The organism is Vibrio sp. THAF64, from assembly GCF_009363455.1.
GTDB classification, from domain to species: domain Bacteria; phylum Pseudomonadota; class Gammaproteobacteria; order Enterobacterales; family Vibrionaceae; genus Vibrio; species Vibrio coralliilyticus.
On sequence record NZ_CP045355.1, the window covers coordinates 3034565 to 3052317 of the forward strand.

Sequence of the window (17753 nt, forward strand, 5' to 3'; positions counted from 1 at the left end):
TAGGTCATAAATTAATCAAACATCAAAAGGAAAAGATAAGTTTTGGACGACATATCAACGGGTCTCTTGTTTGCGCTACTCGCGTGTCTGATTGTTATTTCAGGATATTTCTCAGGTTCAGAAACCGGCATGATGGCTCTGAATCGCTACCGTCTCAAACACCTTGCGAATAATGGGCATAAAGGCGCTAAACGCGTCGAAAAGCTATTGGATCGCCCAGATCGTTTGATTGGTTTGATTTTAATTGGTAATAACCTCGTCAATATTCTCGCCTCAGCAATCGCGACTATTCTTGGAATGCGCTTATACGGTGACATCGGAGTTGCCATTGCAACGGGTGCGTTAACTATGGTGATCCTCGTTTTCGCAGAAGTAACACCAAAAACGCTCGCAGCACTCTACCCCGAACGTGTTTCCTACGCGAGCAGTATCCTTCTCAGCATCTTGATGAAGTTACTGTCACCACTAGTGATGCTGGTTAACTTCATTACTAATGGTTTTATACGCTTGCTTGGTATTCGGGCTAATCACGGCGGTGATGATCATCTAAGCTCAGAAGAACTGCGTACTGTCGTTAACGAAGCAGGAAGCCTGATCCCAAGACGCCACCAAGATATGTTGATTTCCATCCTCGATCTAGAGCATGTCACTGTTAATGACATCATGGTGCCTAGAAACGAAATCACAGGCATCGATATTAATGATGACTGGAAATCTATTGTTCGCCAGCTGACCCATTCTCCTCATGGTCGCGTCGTGCTATACCGCGACCAGATTGACGAAGTCGTCGGTATGCTGCGCTTGCGTGAGTCTTACCGCCTGATGCTGGAAAAAAACGAATTTAACAAAGAGACTCTGCTCAGAGCCGCAGACGAAGTTTACTTTATTCCTGAAGGCACTCCGCTCAATATTCAGCTGTTGAAGTTTCAGCGAAATAAAGAACGTATCGGACTTATCGTCAACGAATACGGTGACATCATTGGCTTGATTACACTAGAAGATATTCTGGAAGAAATTGTTGGCGAGTTCACCACTTCGATTGCACCAAGTCTGTCTGAAGAAATCACCCCACAGGGTGATGGCAGCTTCTTAATTGAAGGCAGTGCGAATATTCGCGATATCAACAAAGGGTTAATGTGGAAGCTACCAACTGACGGCCCTCGTACATTGAATGGTTTGATCCTTGAGCATTTAGAGGACATTCCTGAAAGCCACCTGAGCGTTCAAGTGTCGGGTCACCCAATGGAAATCGTCGAGTTAGAAGAGAACCGTATTAAGCTGGTAAAAGTGTTTCCAAGTAACGCTAAAGAAAGTTAATAAATAGCAGAGCGAAAAATAATAAAGCCTTGGCAATGCCAAGGCTTTTTCTTTACTTAAGAAGCATTTATTCTTCGTTCATGCTGAACAGGCTTTCCATGTTCAGACCTTGTTTGATCAGGATCTCTCTTAAACGACGTAGGCCTTCAACCTGAATCTGACGAACACGTTCACGAGTTAGGTTAATTTCACGTCCTACTTCTTCCAGTGTTGACGGCTCGTAGCCCAATAATCCAAAACGACGTGCTAAGACTTCTTTCTGCTTAGGATTCAGTTCATCCAACCAATGGATCAATGAAGATTTGATATCATCGTCTTGTGTGGACACTTCAGGATCAGAGTTGTTCACATCAGGAATAATATCTAGCAGTGCTTTTTCACCATCACCACCGATAGGGGTGTCTACAGAACTAATTCGTTCGTTGAGGCGTAGCATCTTGCTGACATCGTCGACTGGCTTGTCGAGTTGTGTAGCAATCTCTTCTGCTGTTGGTTCATGGTCCAGCTTCTGTGATAACTCACGAGCAGTACGCAGATAGATGTTCAGTTCTTTGACCACATGAATAGGCAAACGTATGGTGCGAGTTTGATTCATCAAAGCACGTTCAATCGTTTGACGGATCCACCATGTAGCATAGGTCGAGAACCGGAATCCTCTCTCTGGGTCAAACTTTTCAACCGCGCGAATCAAGCCTAAGTTGCCTTCTTCAATCAGATCAAGCAGAGCAAGCCCACGGTTGCTGTATCGACGGGAAATTTTCACCACTAAGCGAAGATTACTTTCAATCATTCGTTTACGCGCAGCTTCATCACCTCTTAGGGCACGGCGAGCGTACAAAACTTCTTCTTCTGCGGTGAGTAGTGGAGAGAAACCAATTTCTCCCAAGTAAAGTTGAGTGGCATCCAAGCTTTTTGTGGAAGCGTCAAACTCCTCTTTGGCGTCCTCTGCTTGGGTGCGGTTGGCGGTAGTAAGCCCGTTTGCCTGAATCGATTCCATTGTTGGTTCAAGCTCGAACTCTTCGACTTTCGTTGCTGTATTGCTGATACTCATAGCGCCTCCCCCTGGCGAGCTAGCAAGACATTACTACTTCTAATGTCGCTATTTACCTATTAAGTATTAGGGTAAGTAGCGTTTTGGATTCACTGACTTACCTTGATAGCGAATTTCAAAGTGTAGACGAACACTGTTGGTTCCAGAACTGCCCATTGTTGCGATTTTCTGGCCTGCTTTTACACTTTGTCCTTCGTGTACGAGCAACCGTTCATTATGCGCATAAGCACTGAGGTAGTTATCGTTATGTTTGATAATCACGAGATTACCATAACCGCGCAGCGCGTTACCCGAATAAACAACGGTGCCATTAGCTGTAGACGTTATCGGCTGACCTCGCTGTCCTGCAATGTCGATGCCTTTATTCCCTTGGTCTCCAGCTGAGAAGTTTTTGATTACCCTCCCTTTGGTTGGCCATAACCATTTAGAGATTTTCTCATTCTTTGGTTTAGAGCTACTGACCGATTTGTTAACGTTTTGTTTACTTTTAGAACCAACATACTCCTTTGATTTTGATTGATCAACCTTCTTAACTGGATCTTTTTTAACCACTTTTTGTTTGCTTTGCGTGCCTTTAGAGCTAACCGCTTGATTCGAGTTTTTACTCGATTTTATAGATGATGTTGATACCGCTGCGACAACAACAGGTGCAGATACCGCACCAGCGCCTGTACCACCGTACGCTGGCGGGTTATAGGCAGGTTGCCAAAGTTTTAGTTTTTGACCAGGAAAGATGGTGTATGGCGCCGTTAAGCCATTGTAACGAATGATATCTTTTACATCTTTATCTGTGACGTACGCAATAAAGTAAAGCGTATCACCTTTCTTGACCTGATAGTAACTGCCTCGGTAGCTACCACGTGAGATAGAACTGTAGTCTTTGTTGAGACCTGAAACTGGCGCAGGGGAATGAGCAGCACATCCAATCAGTATGCTACTTAAAGCCACAACAGGAATAAACTTAGACCAACACTTCATAGTTAAGCAAGTTCACCAGCAATCAGGGGAACAAAACGTACATCTTCGATAATTTGAGATAAAAACTCATCGCCCTGACGGGTAATTTTCAGTAACTGCTGGACACCTTCACCGACCGGAATCACCAGAATGCCTCCTTCCGAGAGTTGCTCAAGCAGTACAGGAGGCACGGAAGCTGCCGCTGCGGTGACAATAATTGCGTCAAATGGTCCTTTCACGGCCCAGCCTTGCCAACCATCTCCATGCTTCGTCGATACATTATAAATATCCAGTTGCTTAAGGCGACGCTTTGCCTCCCACTGGAGAGACTTGATGCGCTCTATCGAATAAACATGATCCACCAACTGAGCTAGTACAGCCGTCTGATAACCAGAGCCGGTCCCCACTTCTAAGACTTTGCTTGTCGAGCGAAGTTCAAGCATTTCGGTCATCTTAGCAACAATATAGGGCTGAGATATGGTCTGCCCCTGACCGATGGGTAATGCGTTGTTGTCATACGCTTGATGTACCATCGCCTGAGAAACAAACCGTTCTCGCGGCAAAGCATAAATTGCGTTGATCACGTTTTGATCCTGAATGCCGCTGGCGACCAGAAAGTCGATCAATCTATCGGCATGTGGATTCATCATTCTTACTTGTCCTTCAACCAGTTATCCATACTGCGTAACGACTCATGAGCCGTCAGGTCTACTTGGAGCGGGGTAAGTGAAACAAAACCCTGCTCGATGGCATAGAAATCAGTACCTTCTCCAGCATCCTGTTCCTTACCCGGAGGCCCTAACCAATAAATATCATGACCTCGCGGATCTTGCTGCTTGATCATCGCTTCCGCGTGATGGCGCGCACCTAACCTAGTGACACTGATACCTTTCAGCGCATCAGATGGCAGATCGGGAATATTGATATTTAATAATCTATTGGTTGGTATCGGAGCCGTAAGGTGCTGCTCGACAATGTCTCTTGCGATATGAGCAGCCGTTGCAAAGTGAGTTTTACCTACCAAAGAAAAAGCTATCGACTGAACCCCAAGGAAATGCCCTTCCATTGCAGCAGCCACCGTACCGGAATAAAGCACATCATCACCCAAGTTCGCACCATGATTAATACCCGTCAGTACCAAATCCGGAAGGTCATCTTTCATCAGCTCATTTAATGCAAAGTGCACACAATCGGTAGGTGTTCCCTGAACAGAATATATACCTGCCGATAACTCTTTGACACGCAGAGGTTGTTCAAGTGTAAGTGAGTTTGATGCTCCAGAGCGATTTCGATCAGGCGCCACAATGGTAATGTCGGCAAGGTCGCTCAATGCTTCAGCCAAAGCATGAATCCCCTCAGCATGCACTCCATCATCGTTACTTAATAATATTTTCAGCGCTTTCTTATTCATTCGTAGCTGCGCTCCACTTCCTGTTCCTGAATAAGCTCACGAATGATTGCGGTGGCGAAACAGCCAGCATCCAAAGAGAATCGCAATGTTATTGTGTCCTGCTCAACACTCCAAGAGAGCTCCTGAGGTTTTAGCGCTACAGGTCGGCGGTCATGGCGCATACGATTTCCGCGAATCAGAGCCATCAAGTCAGGCTCAGCATCCAGATAGGGCTGTTCCAAAGCCAGCGCCTTCTCTGTAGTAGGCAAAGCATTGTCACCCGCCATCGCTGCCGTTATCTGGGCATCGCCTTGCTTAACGGTCTCGTTAAGTTCTGCCAGTGCTTCTGATTCAGCAATGACAACGCCTTCAGAAGCCTGAATACAATCACCTTCAATAACCTGATTAAACACATCTTGTTCAATGCGTTGTGACACTATGTTGTTGAAGATCCACGAGCGTGCTGCCGAAAGATACAAGCTTCTTTTATTTTGGTTTCGAGTGCGCACATTCTCACGGCCCCAACGTCTTGCTTCATTGAGATTGTTACCGTTGTTCCCGAAACGCTGACTACCAAAATAATTTGGAACACCGTGTTGGCGGATGGATTCCAGTCGCACAAGTACATCTTCGACATCACTTACTTCTGTCAACGTGATGATAAAATCGTTTCCGATTAAATCACCTGGGCGTAATTTTTTGTTGTGGCGGCTGGTTTCAACAATCTCAATACTTGGATGTTGGCTGAGAAACGCTCTGAAATCAGGAGTATCCCCTTTAGGCAGATGAACACTTAACCACTGCTCAGTCACAGCATGACGATCTTTTAAACCAGCCCAGCTGACATCTTTCGATTTCACGCCGCAGGCTTTCGCCAGCTCATTTGCAACAAAGCTGGTGTTCTCTCCCGTCTTACGGATACGCACCATCAGATGCTCCCCTTCGCCAGTAAAGGCAAAGCCAAGATCCTCGTTAACCTGAAAATGCTGCGGCTGGGCTTTCAACTTCCCCGTGGCTTGAGGTTTTCCATTCAAATAGGCAAGTGAAGATAAAATGTCAGTCATAATGTTACCGTTACCCCTTTAAGCGATAGTCACCAAGGCGTAGTTTTTATTGTTGTTTTATAAGTAATACGACCGCTTCGGTCGCAATACCTTCTTTGCGGCCAGTGAAACCAAGGCGCTCAGTCGTTGTCGCTTTGACATTCACATTGCCAATATCCGTTTCAAGGTCTTGCGCAATTACTTCACACATCGCCGTGATATGCGGGGCCATTTTGGGTGCTTGAGCCATAATGGTGACGTCCGCATTTCCCAGTATATACCCTTGTTCTTTAACTCTGCGGTACACGTCGCGCAGCAAATCTCGGCTGTCCGCCCCTTTCCATTCATCATCGGTATCAGGAAAGTGACGACCAATATCACCCGCTGCAATGGCTCCGAGTAAAGCGTCACATAGAGCATGTAGAGCAACATCACCATCTGAGTGAGCGATCAGCCCTTGCTCATACGGCACAGAAACACCACCTATAATTACCGGGCCTTCGCCACCAAACTTGTGAACGTCGAAGCCGTGACCAATACGAATCATGATTTATCCTTTATTACGATTAAGATAAAACTCTGCGAGCGCTAAATCTTCGGGCTGAGTAATTTTTATATTATCCGCCGAACCCTGTACCAGAGCTGGAGATTGCCCAGACCACTCCATTGCAGACGCTTCGTCAGTAATCGTAATACCTTTCAAAAGCGCCTCACTCAGGGCCGTGGTCAGCTGCTCAGTTTTAAACATTTGTGGAGTCAGTGCGTGCCACAGTGCTTCTCTATCTACAGTATGATCAATATTTTGACCTCTGTTTGCTCTTTTCATTGTGTCTCTAACAGGCGAAGCAAGAATGCCTCCAACCTCGTGCTGTAGTGACACCTCAATAAGCTTATCTAAATCTTGCTGTTTTACACATGGTCTGGCGGCGTCATGCACCATCACCCAATCGGCGAGCTGATGGTCACAAACGAACTTCAGCCCAGACAATACGGAATCTGCTCGCTCCTTTCCTCCATCCACTTTTACCACCTGCGGGTTTTGAGCAATAGATAGCAGCGGAAAGTATGGATCACCGTCGGTAATCGATACGATGACTTTGTCTATTTTAGGGTGTTGCAGTAGTTTCTCGACGGTATGCTCAAGGACGGCTTTATCGTTAATAGATAGGTACTGCTTTGGGCGATCTGCCTGCATGCGACTGCCAACACCAGCAGCAGGGACTATAGCGACAATGGAAGGGTTCACTTGCGTCATGCTTAGTTGCCATCTCCGACAATGCGGTAAAACGTCTCACCTTCTTTTACCATTCCCAGTTCATGGCGAGCACGCTCTTCGATAGCGTCTAGCCCCTGGCGAAGGTCATCAATTTCAGCAAACATTTCATTGTTTCGGTTCTGCAGATTGCCATTGACCTGATGCTGAACTTCAATTTCAGCATTGACCGACTGAAACTCAGAAATGCCATTTTTGCCCAGCCACAAGGTGTACTGCAGCCAGCCTAATAACGAGAGTAAAGTTAGGGCAAAAATTCGCATAAAATATTCTAAGAATGAGAGATATAGAAAGACCACATATATATCATAATGTCGCTTTTCAAGCGAGATTGACGCATGTGGTCTTTACAAAGATATTGATTAACTTCTGCGCTTACTGCAGGAGTAAGAATGCAAACAAGCCGAAGCCGAGGATTAATCGGTAAATCACGAAAGGTGTCATCCCCATTCTAGAGATCAGTTTCAGGAAGAAATGAATACATACGTAGGCGCTGATAAACGAGGTTACGATCCCTGTCAGCAAAACGCCTAGATAAATAGGGTCGCCACTGCTCACCAATTTCAGACCTAAGTAACCACCAGCCAATAAAATGATAGGGATAGACATGAGGAAAGAAAATCTTGCAGCCGCTTCACGGGTAAAGCCTAAGTACAATGCTGCCGTGATTGTCGCGCCAGAACGAGAAGTGCCAGGAATCATGGCTAGTGCCTGAGCAACACCGATAAACAATGCTTTCTTCCAATCTGCCTGATACTCATCATCCGCGAGGCTGGCATGTTTATCGACATACCACAGCAATAGGCCAAAAACGATGGTGGTGGTCGCAATCACCCATGCACTGCGCAGATACAATTCTATAAAGTCTTTCATTAGCAAACCAAACACACACGCAGGAATGGTTGCTAGAATGATCATCCACGCCAGTTTTGCTTCTTTACTGCGATCACCCTTAAAAATAGACGCGAAAAAGGCCGACAGTAACGACACTACTTCACTACGGAAATAGATCATGACAGCTGCCAACGTGCCAACGTGCACTGCCACATCGAACGCTAAACCTTGATCTTCCCAGCCCAATACTGCTGAAGGCAGGATTAAGTGCGCTGAGCTGGAAATAGGCAAAAACTCGGTAAGACCTTGTATTAAGGCCAGAATAAACGCTTCAAAATAACTCATTAGATACTCAATTATGTTTGGTAATCAAACCAGAGGTCGACTTTGTTTAAGGTTTCTGGATAAGACGATTCGCGCCAGATTTGGCGTATGGTTCGACCATCACCTGGCACACAAAGTTCAGCGCATAACTCATTAAGTGGCTCAATCACAAAACCGTATTTGTAGATATCGCTACGAGGCAATTCTGGAGCCTGTTCAGAGACATGATGGCCAAATAAGATGATGTCCAGGTCAACAGTTCGCGGCTGAAACTTCTGCGCATGTTCTTCGCGCCCCCATTTGAGCTCAATATGACGCAGTTGTCGTGAAAATTCCGTTAAACTTAATGGCGTTTTCATTTCTACGACAAGGTTATAGAAGGTGTCCCCCTCGAACCCAACCGCTTCACATTCATAAATCGTGGACAATCGAAGATCCTGACCTAGCTCAGACAACTCAACTATCGCGGCTTCAATATGTTTACGCCTTTCTACATTGGATCCTACTCCAATGTATGTGGTATTCATGCCACGCCTCGTTCAATGATCACTCCAACACCCGAAGCTTGCGGTACCGCACTAGGTTTGGTGAGGCGAATCTTGACCCATGGCACACTGAATTGCGTCATGATCAATTGAGCCACTTCTTCAGCCACACGCTCGACAAGTAAAAAACGGCCAGATTCAATATGAGATAACACTGCTGAGCTGACTTGCGCATAGTCCAGCGCATCAACCACATCATCACTTTTACCTGCTGGTTGGTTGTCATGAGCCATTTCAATATCCAAAACCAGCTTTTGTTTGATTTCCTGTTCCCAATCGTAAACGCCGATAGTGGTGATCACTTCTAACTGCTCGATAAATACTTTATCCATGCGCTTTGCTTCCTTTAGAGGTCGGATACCCAAATCAGGTAAAAAGTCGTACTATTTTTATCTCAAACGCCACGCAGTTGGTAGTTTGAGTATTCTAAGCGCGATATGATATCAATTACTTGCCTAGCTAACATCTCTTTATAACGAGTAACTTTACTATGACGCCACTAGCACTTGTCATGATCATCTTTGCCTATCTATTGGGCTCGATCTCGAGTGCAGTTTTGATCTGTCGCGTACTCAGGCTTCCTGACCCTCGTGGAGTCGGCTCTCATAACCCAGGGGCGACCAACGTGTTAAGAATTGGTGGCAAAAAGGCAGCTGCGGCAGTGCTGCTGTGCGATATGCTCAAAGGGACTATTCCCGTCTGGGGTGGTTACTTCCTGAATATCGATCCGATCATTCTTGGCGTAATTGCGATCGCAGCCTGTTTAGGCCATATGTATCCGATCTTCTTTCATTTTAAAGGTGGTAAAGGCGTTGCGACTGCCCTAGGCGCCATAGCCCCAATAGGGCTCGACTTAACAGCAATGATCATTGCGACATGGTTGTTGGTTGTATTGATTTTTCGTTATTCATCTCTGGCTGCCATCATCACGGTACTGTTAGCCCCTTTATATACGTGGATGATCAAACCTCAATACACATTACCTGTCGCTATGCTATGTTGCCTGATAGTGTTCAGACACCACCAAAATATCAGACGCTTGTTTGAGGGAACGGAACCCAAAGTCGGCGAGAAAAAGAAAGGACTCAATAAGGCCTCATGAAGAGGCCTTATTATTGTTTAGCTATATACCTTGGAAAGGAAGTTCTGAAGCATTGCGGTAACAAATTCCGGTTGCTCTAGGTTAGCAATGTGACCAGCTTTCGGCACCTGAATAAGTTCTGAGCCCGTAATGCAATCGTTCATTAAATACGATTCCAGGACCGGACGAGGAATGTCTTCTTGCCCTACAGCGATCAGCACAGGTAACGCGAACTTCTCAATATCTTCGATTTGGTCTCGACGACCAAACACCATTCGCCCCATACGTGCGACTTCCGCAGCTTGCTGACCCTTCAGATTAGATAACTTCTCTCGAAATCCAGCCACTAAATCAGGTGACTTTTGCTCTGCATTTCGCGCAAAAAACATCGGAGTAACAATATCAACGATAGGCTCTGGCACCATTTGTGCGGCCGAAATAGTTTCCAACATAGTGAAGTATTTTTTGTGGGTCACTTCTGGTTCTAAACCGACAAACGTATCCATCATAACCAGAGATTTGACACGCTCAGGTGCTAGATTCACCACTTCACTGCCCCACATACCACCAACAGAAAGCCCGATAATCGAAAACTGCTCAACTTCCAGATGGTCCATTAACGCTATAATCTGCTGAGCATAATCCACCAATGAGGTAGTTGAAGCCGGAGCAAACTCAGACTGACCATGAGCCCAAAAATCCGGCACTACGCAGCGATAGTTTTGACTCAATACTTCAATTTGAGGCGCCCACATTTCGCTGTCCCACAGATAGCTGTGACCAAAAACGATAACTGGGCCTTGGCCAACATCTTGATACGCCATTTGATGGCCATCTACAGCAAATTTATTCACAGTTTTTTCCATTGATAATATTTATAAAACCCAAGAGTATCATTAATGACAAAGTTAACACCTCGGATGTTTTCACTTTATCCGAGAATAAAGAAAAAAGGCCGACTCTCAAGAGCGGCCTTATAACAAGCAATCTATGCGATAGGTTCAAGCTGATCGATAGGCCAACGTGGCGTCGCCTGAACCGATAAATCCGCCAGCTCACCATTTTTCAATCGTTGCATACCTGCATACGCGATCATTGCTCCATTGTCGGTACAAAACTCGGTACGAGGGTAATAAACCTCACCGCCAATTTTCTGCGCAAGTTGTTCTAGATCAGCACGTAATCGACGATTAGCACTCACGCCACCCGCTATTACGATACGTTTAAAGCCCGTTTGTTCTAGCGCTCGCTTACATTTAATCGTCAATGTAGCACACACAGCTTCTTCAAACGCCAGTGCAATATCTGCACGAGTTTGTTCGTCATCACCATTCGCTGCAATGGTATTCGCTGTGAACGTTTTCAGCCCTGAGAAGCTCATATCTAAGCCAGGTCTATCTGTCATTGGACGAGGGAATTTGAAGCGCCCTGGCGTGCCTTTTTCAGCTAACTTGGAAAGCAGTGGACCACCTGGATAATCCAAACCCATCAGTTTAGCTGTTTTATCAAATGCTTCCCCTGCGGCGTCATCAATCGACTCACCGAGAATCTTATATTCACCAATGCCGTTCACTTCGACCATCATTGAGTGACCACCAGAGACCAAGACTGCGACAAATGGGAAGGGAGGAGGATTATCTTCTAGCATAGGCGCGAGAAGGTGGCCTTCCATATGATGGACAGGCACCGCAGGTACACCCCACGCATACGCCAAGCTACGACCGATAGTTGCACCAACAAGCAACGCCCCAACCAAACCTGGACCTGCGGTATACGCCACTCCATCAATATCCTTTGGCGTCAGGTTCGCTTCGGCCATTGCGGCTTTGATCAATGGGACCGTCTTCTTTACATGATCTCGTGAGGCAAGTTCAGGTACCACACCTCCATAATCGGCATGGAGTTTAACCTGACTATATAGCTTATGAGAAAGCAGCCCTTTCTCATCGTCGTAAATCGCGATGCCTGTTTCATCACATGAGGTTTCAATACCAATAATGCGCATGGTTTAACCTAGGTGTCTTAATCTCTGATTCAAAATTGGCGCAATCTTACCTCGGCTTGGCTTCGCAAACAAATTTTGTATACTGAATAGACTACAAAGGGCTTTACAAAGCCTATGTGATCGGATTAAAATTCCGCACCATTTTTGATCAAGCTGATTGTAGACCTAGTATTAAAGCTCGGTACTGTGAAGTCAGCATTAACGAATAACCCCTGAGGTGAAAGGCATATGCCAGTAGTTAAAGTACGTGAAAACGAACCGTTCGACGTTGCTCTACGTCGTTTCAAACGCTCTTGCGAAAAAGCAGGTATCCTTTCTGAAGTGCGTCGTCGTGAGCACTACGAAAAGCCAACTACAGTTCGCAAACGCGCTAAAGCAGCGGCTCAAAAGCGTCACGCTAAGAAGCTAGCTCGCGAAAACGCTCGTCGCGTTCGCCTGTACTAATAGCTAAGTCCAAAAAGGATTCTAGTTATGGCTCTGATTGATACTCTCAAAGAAGAGCAAAAATTAGCGATGAAAGCCAAGGACAAACTTCGCCTTGGCACTATTCGTTTAGCTCTTTCCGCCATTAAGCAACGTGAAGTTGACGAACAGATTACTCTGGGCGACGACGATATTCTCGCTGTGCTGACGAAAATGGTTAAACAACGTCGCGACTCTGTCGCTCAATTTGAATCGGCAGGTCGACAAGATCTGGCTGACGCTGAGCAAGCTGAGATTGCTGTACTTGAGGACTTTATGCCTCAACCGCTAACTGATGAAGAAGTGGCAGCACTTATTGAGAGTGCTATTGCTGATTCAGGTGCTGCGGGCATGCAAGACATGGGTAAAGTAATGGGCGTGCTTAAGCCTCAAATTCAAGGGCGTGCAGATATGGGTAAAGTAAGCGGTTTAGTTCGCGCTAAACTAGGTTAATTACCCAACCAAAATTGCAGCAAGCCGTGCTATCCTCTGGAACGCACGGCTTGTTTGTATCTAGATTAGTCTTTTCTTTCTTTGTTAGGTTTTATGGCAGGACACATCCCCCGCAGTTTTATTGATGACCTACTGGCTCGACTGGATATCGTCGATATCATTGATGCTCGGGTAAAACTTAAGAAAAAAGGCAAAAACTACGGCGCATGCTGCCCTTTCCACAACGAGAAAACACCTTCTTTTAGTGTCAGCCAAGAAAAGCAGTTTTATCACTGTTTCGGCTGTGGGGCACACGGTAATGCCATCGACTTCATGATGGAATATGAGCGCCTTGAATTCCCTGAAGCCATTGAAGAACTCGCCTCTTACCTTGGGGTTGATGTTCCAAGAGAGCAACGTCAAGGTGGCCGCTTTCCTGCCAATCAGCCTCAAGCAAATACCGAACAAAAACGTAATCTCTACGATTTAATGACTGGTATTGCGCAGTTCTATCGAGACCAGCTCAAACTTTCTGGCAGTAAGGTCGCGATTGATTACCTCAAAGATCGCGGTTTATCTGGTGAAATCGTTCAGAAGTTTGGCATCGGATATGTCGCTGATGAATGGGATCTGGTGCGAAAAAACTTTGGCCAGCAGAAACAAGCGCAAGATATGCTTGTTTCGGGTGGTATGCTGATTGAGAACGACAAAGGCAACCGCTATGACCGCTTTCGCGGCCGGGTAATGTTCCCAATCCGTGATCGTCGAGGTCGAGTAGTTGGTTTTGGTGGGCGAGTCATTGGAGATGGCACACCCAAGTATCTTAACTCACCAGAAACACCAATCTTCCACAAAGGTAAGGAGCTCTACGGGCTCTACGAAGTGACCCAAGCATACCGCGAGCCTCCTCAGATTCTTGTCGTCGAAGGCTATATGGATGTGGTCGCGCTGGCGCAATATGGTGTCGATTATTCGGTGGCCTCACTTGGTACATCTACGACTGGCGATCATATTCAGCTGCTGTTTCGCCAGACCAATACCGTCGTGTGTTGCTATGATGGCGACCGTGCAGGTAAAGAGGCGGCTTGGCGTGCGCTAGAAAATGCACTGCAATACCTAAAAACAGGTAACACTCTGAAGTTTTTGTTTCTTCCTGATGGTGAAGATCCAGATAGCTATATCCGAAAATACGGCAAAGATGCCTTTGAGCAGCAAATGCATCAAGCCATTCCGCTTTCACGCTACCTATTTGAAAATTTAATCGAGATTCATCAGCTCAACTTAGGAAGCAATGAAGGTAAGTCGGCCTTAAGAGCCCATGCCAGTAGCTTGATTAACAAAATTCCAGATCCTTATTTCCAAGAGTTACTGGAAAAGTTACTTGATGAGCGCACAGGGTTTGATAACCGACTACGCCAACCGCGTAGAAAGACAAATGAAAGCAGGCCTCAGCCACATAAGGAGCTCAAGCGCACTCCAATGCGTGAGGTTATCGCTTTGCTTATTCAAAATCCGAGCTATGCTCAAATGGTACCTGACCTCTCAAGCGTGAAAGGCTTATCGGTACCGGGATTAAGTTTATTTGTTGAGGTGCTTGAATATTGTCATCACCACCCCAATGTAAACACAGGCCAGTTGACCGAACACTGGCGAAATACGAGCCATGACGCTCTACTGTCTCGCTTAGCCGGATGGGAAATCCCGCTCGACGAAGACAACGAACAAGATATATTTTTAGACTCGCTGGACAAAATACTGGCTCAGTGCGTCGAAAAGCAAATTGAGAATCTGCAGGCCAAAGAAAGAAGTGTCGGTTTATCAACCGAAGAAAGAAGGGAGCTACTAGCACTAATGCTAGATTTAAAAGCGTAACCCTGTTCGAATAGTCAGCAACAAATTAATTTGTTAATATGTGTGGTTTGCACTCGCATACTAATTCCTTCACCAGATACTAAGTTGGATACCGTCTATGGATCAAAATCCGCAGTCACAGCTAAAACAACTTGTCATTAAAGGCAAGGAACAAGGCTATCTGACCTACGCAGAAGTAAACGACCACCTGCCAGCAGAAATCGTAGATTCCGAGCAGGTCGAAGATATCATTCAGATGATCAACGACATGGGCATTCGAGTAGTGGAAACCGCTCCGGATGCTGATGATCTTGCACTGAATGATGACGATACAATCACCGATGAAGACGCAGCTGAAGCTGCTGCTGCTGCGCTATCAAGCGTAGAGAATGAAATCGGCCGCACCACTGACCCAGTGCGCATGTACATGCGCGAAATGGGTACCGTAGAACTGCTGACTCGCGAAGGTGAGATCGATATTGCAAAGCGTATTGAAGATGGTATCAACCAAGTTCAAAATGCCGTTGCTGAGTATCCAGGAACCATCCCTTATATTCTTGAGCAGTTTGATAAGGTTCAGGCAGAAGAACTTCGCCTAACCGACCTTATCACGGGCTTCGTGGATCCAGACGCAGATGAAACGGCGGCACCAACAGCTACGCATATCGGTTCTGAGCTTGCAGAGTCAGATCTTGAAGATGAGGATGCTGAAGAAGAAGACGCGGAAGAGTCTGAAGACGATGAAGAAGAGGAAGATACAGGTATTGACCCTGAGCTTGCTCTAGAGAAATTTACGGCTTTACGTAACACTTTCCAGAACTACCAGCTTGCTTGTAACGAGTATGGCAACGAGAGCCCGAAAGCGACACTTGCGCATGAGATGGTTATCGACGTCTTCAAAGAGTTCCGTCTAACACCTAAACAGTTTGATTACCTAGTTGAAGAGCTACGCACCTCAATGGAGCGTGTTCGTACTCAAGAACGCCTTATCATGAAAGCGTCTGTTGAGTATGGCAAAATGCCAAAGAAATCGTTCATTACTCTCTTCACGGGCAATGAGTCTAGCGAAGCTTGGTTAGACGAGATTCTCTCTTCAGATAAACCGTACGCGGAAAAAATCCGTCGCAGCGAAGATGATATTCGTCGTTCAATCATGAAACTAAAAGTGATTGAAGAAGAAACGTCGCTCACTGTTCAGAACATCAAAGACATCAGCCGTCGCATGTCTATCGGTGAAGCGAAAGCTCGCCGTGCGAAGAAAGAGATGGTAGAAGCAAACTTACGTCTGGTAATTTCTATTGCGAAGAAATACACTAACCGTGGCCTACAGTTCTTGGATCTGATTCAGGAAGGTAACATCGGTCTGATGAAAGCAGTAGATAAGTTTGAATACCGCCGTGGTTACAAGTTCTCGACTTATGCGACTTGGTGGATTCGTCAGGCGATCACTCGTTCGATTGCTGACCAAGCACGAACTATCCGTATCCCGGTTCATATGATCGAGACGATCAACAAACTTAACCGTATCTCTCGTCAAATGCTTCAGGAAATGGGTCGCGAGCCGCTACCGGAAGAACTTGCAGAACGCATGCAGATGCCGGAAGACAAAATCCGTAAAGTTCTGAAGATTGCTAAAGAGCCAATCTCAATGGAAACACCAATCGGTGATGACGAAGATTCGCATCTAGGTGACTTCATTGAAGATACAACGCTTGAGCTACCTCTTGATTCGGCTACTTCTACAAGCCTTAAGGTTGCAACGAAAGACGTTTTGGCTGGTTTAACGCCTCGTGAGGCGAAAGTTCTCCGTATGCGTTTCGGTATCGATATGAATACTGACCATACGTTAGAAGAGGTTGGTAAACAGTTTGACGTAACACGTGAGCGTATTCGTCAGATTGAAGCAAAAGCACTACGTAAGCTTCGCCACCCTAGCCGCTCAGAAACTCTGCGCAGCTTCTTGGATGAATAACCAAGCAAATTGATTAAAAGGCGAGCATTAGCTCGCCTTTTTTATTGTTTATCGATTTAAGTGGATAAAATCTAAGCGCATTTACCCTAGATAGCGTCTAGACAGCTAGATCTGCATCCCCTATAATCATTGCCCTATATGGCCCCTTAGCTCAGTGGTTAGAGCAGTCGACTCATAATCGATTGGTCCGCAGTTCAAGTCTGCGAGGGGCCACCAAATACAAAAAAGCCTGATGAGGAAACTCATCAGGCTTTTTGCTTTCTAGATTTCTATTACCTCAGAAACCTTTGGCCTTTTTGATCAAGTCGTAGGCATTTTGAATCTCTTGTGCCTTCTCTTTGGCTACATTCATCATTTCTGGCGGCAAACCTTTTGCCATTAGCTTATCGGGGTGATGCTCATTCATCAACTTACGGTAAGCACGTTTAACTGTTTTTGTATCGGCACTACTGTCGACACCCAGCAACTTGTATGCATCACTTAATTGATCCGCAGTCGAGGCTTGTTGCCAACCGCCAGACTGGTGGGAATGCCCACCACCTGAGTGTCCTCCGAAGCCCCCTTGCTGAAAGCGAAACGCCGCTTCCTGCATACGCAAGCGCTGCTCTAGTTGGTCAGAAGAAAAGCCTAATCCTTTCGCTACCTTATGCAATACACTGCGCTCGCTCGGATGAATATCACCATCCGCAAACGCCGCCGAGATTTGCAGTTCTAAAAAGAACTGCATTAAATCAAATCGGCCACCGGACGAAATACGAACTCGTTCTAAAACCGTGTCTAACGGAAAGTCTGCTTCTTTACCCTCACGGAAAGCATTCTGTGCGGCGCGGCGTAACTCTCCATGTAGATTCATTCGTTCCATCATGGTGGTCGCCAGCTGAATTTCTTCACGAGTGACCTGGCCTTTAGCTTTCGCTACATGCCCCATTACCGCAAACGCAGCTTTGAAAAACTCTTCTTGCCGCTCAGCTTGACTAGGTCCGCCGCCAAAGCCCGAATTAAATCCAGCTTGGCGTAGACGGCGGGCTTTATCGAACTGGTGACCTAAAAATAGACCGAATATCGCACCAAATGGTCCTCCCATCAGAAAGCCAAAAAAAGTGCCGAGTATTTTGCCGAAAATATGCATTATGTGCTCTCAATCTCTGAATTTTTTCCTAGTAAAGCGGTCTGATAGTGCCGTAAGCGACAAATTCCTTTATTATAAGGACCGTTT

20 protein-coding genes and 1 tRNA gene are annotated in these 17753 nt (G+C 46.0%); 7 read left to right on the plus strand and 14 right to left on the minus strand.

Going from position 1 to position 17753, the window contains the following annotated elements; all coding sequences use genetic code 11:
• Positions 1 to 42 precede the first annotated feature (42 nt).
• Positions 43 to 1317, plus strand: a complete 1275-nt coding sequence (locus FIU99_RS14020; protein WP_006958148.1) for an HlyC/CorC family transporter — start codon at positions 43 to 45, stop codon at positions 1315 to 1317.
• 67 nt (positions 1318 to 1384) lie between these two features.
• Here FIU99_RS14020 and rpoS read toward each other — a convergent pair whose 3' ends face one another.
• The 11 genes from rpoS to folB form a co-directional block, all read right to left on the minus strand.
• On the minus strand, positions 1385 to 2368 hold the full coding sequence (gene rpoS, locus FIU99_RS14025) for an RNA polymerase sigma factor RpoS (RefSeq protein WP_006958149.1): 984 nt from the start codon (positions 2366 to 2368) through the stop codon (positions 1385 to 1387).
• A 66-nt stretch (positions 2369 to 2434) separates the two neighbouring features.
• Positions 2435 to 3346 (minus strand): murein hydrolase activator NlpD, encoded by a 912-nt coding sequence (gene nlpD, locus FIU99_RS14030; RefSeq protein ID WP_006958150.1) that lies wholly within the window; start codon positions 3344 to 3346, stop codon positions 2435 to 2437.
• Positions 3347 to 3348: 2 nt separating this feature from the next.
• A complete protein-coding gene (locus FIU99_RS14035) occupies positions 3349 to 3975 on the minus strand; it encodes a protein-L-isoaspartate(D-aspartate) O-methyltransferase (protein WP_006958151.1) in 627 nt (208 codons plus the stop codon).
• A 2-nt stretch (positions 3976 to 3977) separates the two neighbouring features.
• The gene (gene surE, locus FIU99_RS14040) at positions 3978 to 4721 is read right to left on the minus strand and encodes a 5'/3'-nucleotidase SurE (protein ID WP_172845461.1); all 744 of its coding nucleotides are present in this window, start codon (positions 4719 to 4721) and stop codon (positions 3978 to 3980) included.
• 11 nt (positions 4722 to 4732) lie between these two features.
• Positions 4733 to 5779, minus strand: coding sequence for a tRNA pseudouridine(13) synthase TruD (truD, locus tag FIU99_RS14045; protein ID WP_006958153.1), 1047 nt, complete (start codon positions 5777 to 5779; stop codon positions 4733 to 4735).
• A gap of 46 nt (positions 5780 to 5825) precedes the next feature.
• Positions 5826 to 6305, minus strand: coding sequence for a 2-C-methyl-D-erythritol 2,4-cyclodiphosphate synthase (ispF, locus tag FIU99_RS14050; RefSeq protein ID WP_019277514.1), 480 nt, complete (start codon positions 6303 to 6305; stop codon positions 5826 to 5828).
• Between the two features lie 3 nt (positions 6306 to 6308).
• The gene (gene ispD / locus FIU99_RS14055; protein ID WP_043009251.1) at positions 6309 to 7013 is read right to left on the minus strand and encodes a 2-C-methyl-D-erythritol 4-phosphate cytidylyltransferase; all 705 of its coding nucleotides are present in this window, start codon (positions 7011 to 7013) and stop codon (positions 6309 to 6311) included.
• A 2-nt stretch (positions 7014 to 7015) separates the two neighbouring features.
• Positions 7016 to 7294, minus strand: a complete 279-nt coding sequence (ftsB, locus tag FIU99_RS14060; RefSeq protein ID WP_006958167.1) for a cell division protein FtsB — start codon at positions 7292 to 7294, stop codon at positions 7016 to 7018.
• Positions 7295 to 7406: 112 nt separating this feature from the next.
• Positions 7407 to 8210, minus strand: coding sequence for an undecaprenyl-diphosphate phosphatase (locus tag FIU99_RS14065; RefSeq protein ID WP_006958169.1), 804 nt, complete (start codon positions 8208 to 8210; stop codon positions 7407 to 7409).
• Positions 8211 to 8221: 11 nt separating this feature from the next.
• A complete protein-coding gene (folK, locus tag FIU99_RS14070; RefSeq protein ID WP_006958171.1) occupies positions 8222 to 8716 on the minus strand; it encodes a 2-amino-4-hydroxy-6-hydroxymethyldihydropteridine diphosphokinase in 495 nt (164 codons plus the stop codon).
• The gene (folB, locus tag FIU99_RS14075) at positions 8713 to 9066 is read right to left on the minus strand and encodes a dihydroneopterin aldolase (protein WP_006958173.1); all 354 of its coding nucleotides are present in this window, start codon (positions 9064 to 9066) and stop codon (positions 8713 to 8715) included. The genes folK and folB overlap by 4 nt, the downstream gene beginning before the upstream one ends.
• 158 nt (positions 9067 to 9224) lie before the next feature.
• On the opposite strand from folB, the gene plsY reads away from it, so the two are divergent.
• Positions 9225 to 9836 carry a glycerol-3-phosphate 1-O-acyltransferase PlsY gene (gene plsY / locus FIU99_RS14080; RefSeq protein WP_006958174.1) on the plus strand — a complete coding sequence of 204 codons (612 nt, stop codon included), beginning with the start codon at positions 9225 to 9227 and terminating at the stop codon, positions 9834 to 9836.
• A gap of 17 nt (positions 9837 to 9853) precedes the next feature.
• Here the strand turns inward: plsY and FIU99_RS14085 are convergent, their stop codons facing one another.
• Both FIU99_RS14085 and tsaD read right to left on the minus strand, forming a co-directional pair.
• Entirely contained in the window at positions 9854 to 10669 is an 816-nt protein-coding gene (locus FIU99_RS14085) for an alpha/beta fold hydrolase (RefSeq protein ID WP_006958175.1), read from the minus strand.
• A 134-nt stretch (positions 10670 to 10803) separates the two neighbouring features.
• Positions 10804 to 11820 (minus strand): tRNA (adenosine(37)-N6)-threonylcarbamoyltransferase complex transferase subunit TsaD, encoded by a 1017-nt coding sequence (gene tsaD, locus FIU99_RS14090; protein ID WP_152472316.1) that lies wholly within the window; start codon positions 11818 to 11820, stop codon positions 10804 to 10806.
• Positions 11821 to 12048: 228 nt separating this feature from the next.
• Here tsaD and rpsU point away from each other — a divergent pair, with 228 nt between their 5' ends.
• From rpsU to FIU99_RS14115, 5 genes are all read left to right on the plus strand, one after another.
• Positions 12049 to 12264, plus strand: coding sequence for a 30S ribosomal protein S21 (rpsU, locus tag FIU99_RS14095; RefSeq protein ID WP_001145625.1), 216 nt, complete (start codon positions 12049 to 12051; stop codon positions 12262 to 12264).
• A 27-nt stretch (positions 12265 to 12291) separates the two neighbouring features.
• Positions 12292 to 12735: a GatB/YqeY domain-containing protein gene (locus FIU99_RS14100; RefSeq protein ID WP_019277505.1), complete on the plus strand. Its 444-nt coding sequence runs from the start codon at positions 12292 to 12294 to the stop codon at positions 12733 to 12735.
• Positions 12736 to 12828: 93 nt separating this feature from the next.
• Positions 12829 to 14586, plus strand: coding sequence for a DNA primase (gene dnaG, locus FIU99_RS14105; protein ID WP_152472317.1), 1758 nt, complete (start codon positions 12829 to 12831; stop codon positions 14584 to 14586).
• A gap of 97 nt (positions 14587 to 14683) precedes the next feature.
• Positions 14684 to 16537, plus strand: coding sequence for an RNA polymerase sigma factor RpoD (rpoD, locus tag FIU99_RS14110; protein WP_006958179.1), 1854 nt, complete (start codon positions 14684 to 14686; stop codon positions 16535 to 16537).
• 140 nt (positions 16538 to 16677) lie between these two features.
• Positions 16678 to 16753: transfer RNA gene (locus FIU99_RS14115), tRNA-Ile, on the plus strand.
• Positions 16754 to 16814: 61 nt separating this feature from the next.
• Here the strand turns inward: FIU99_RS14115 and djlA are convergent.
• Positions 16815 to 17666 carry a co-chaperone DjlA gene (gene djlA / locus FIU99_RS14120; RefSeq protein ID WP_006958180.1) on the minus strand — a complete coding sequence of 284 codons (852 nt, stop codon included), beginning with the start codon at positions 17664 to 17666 and terminating at the stop codon, positions 16815 to 16817.
• Positions 17667 to 17753: the final 87 nt, after the last annotated feature.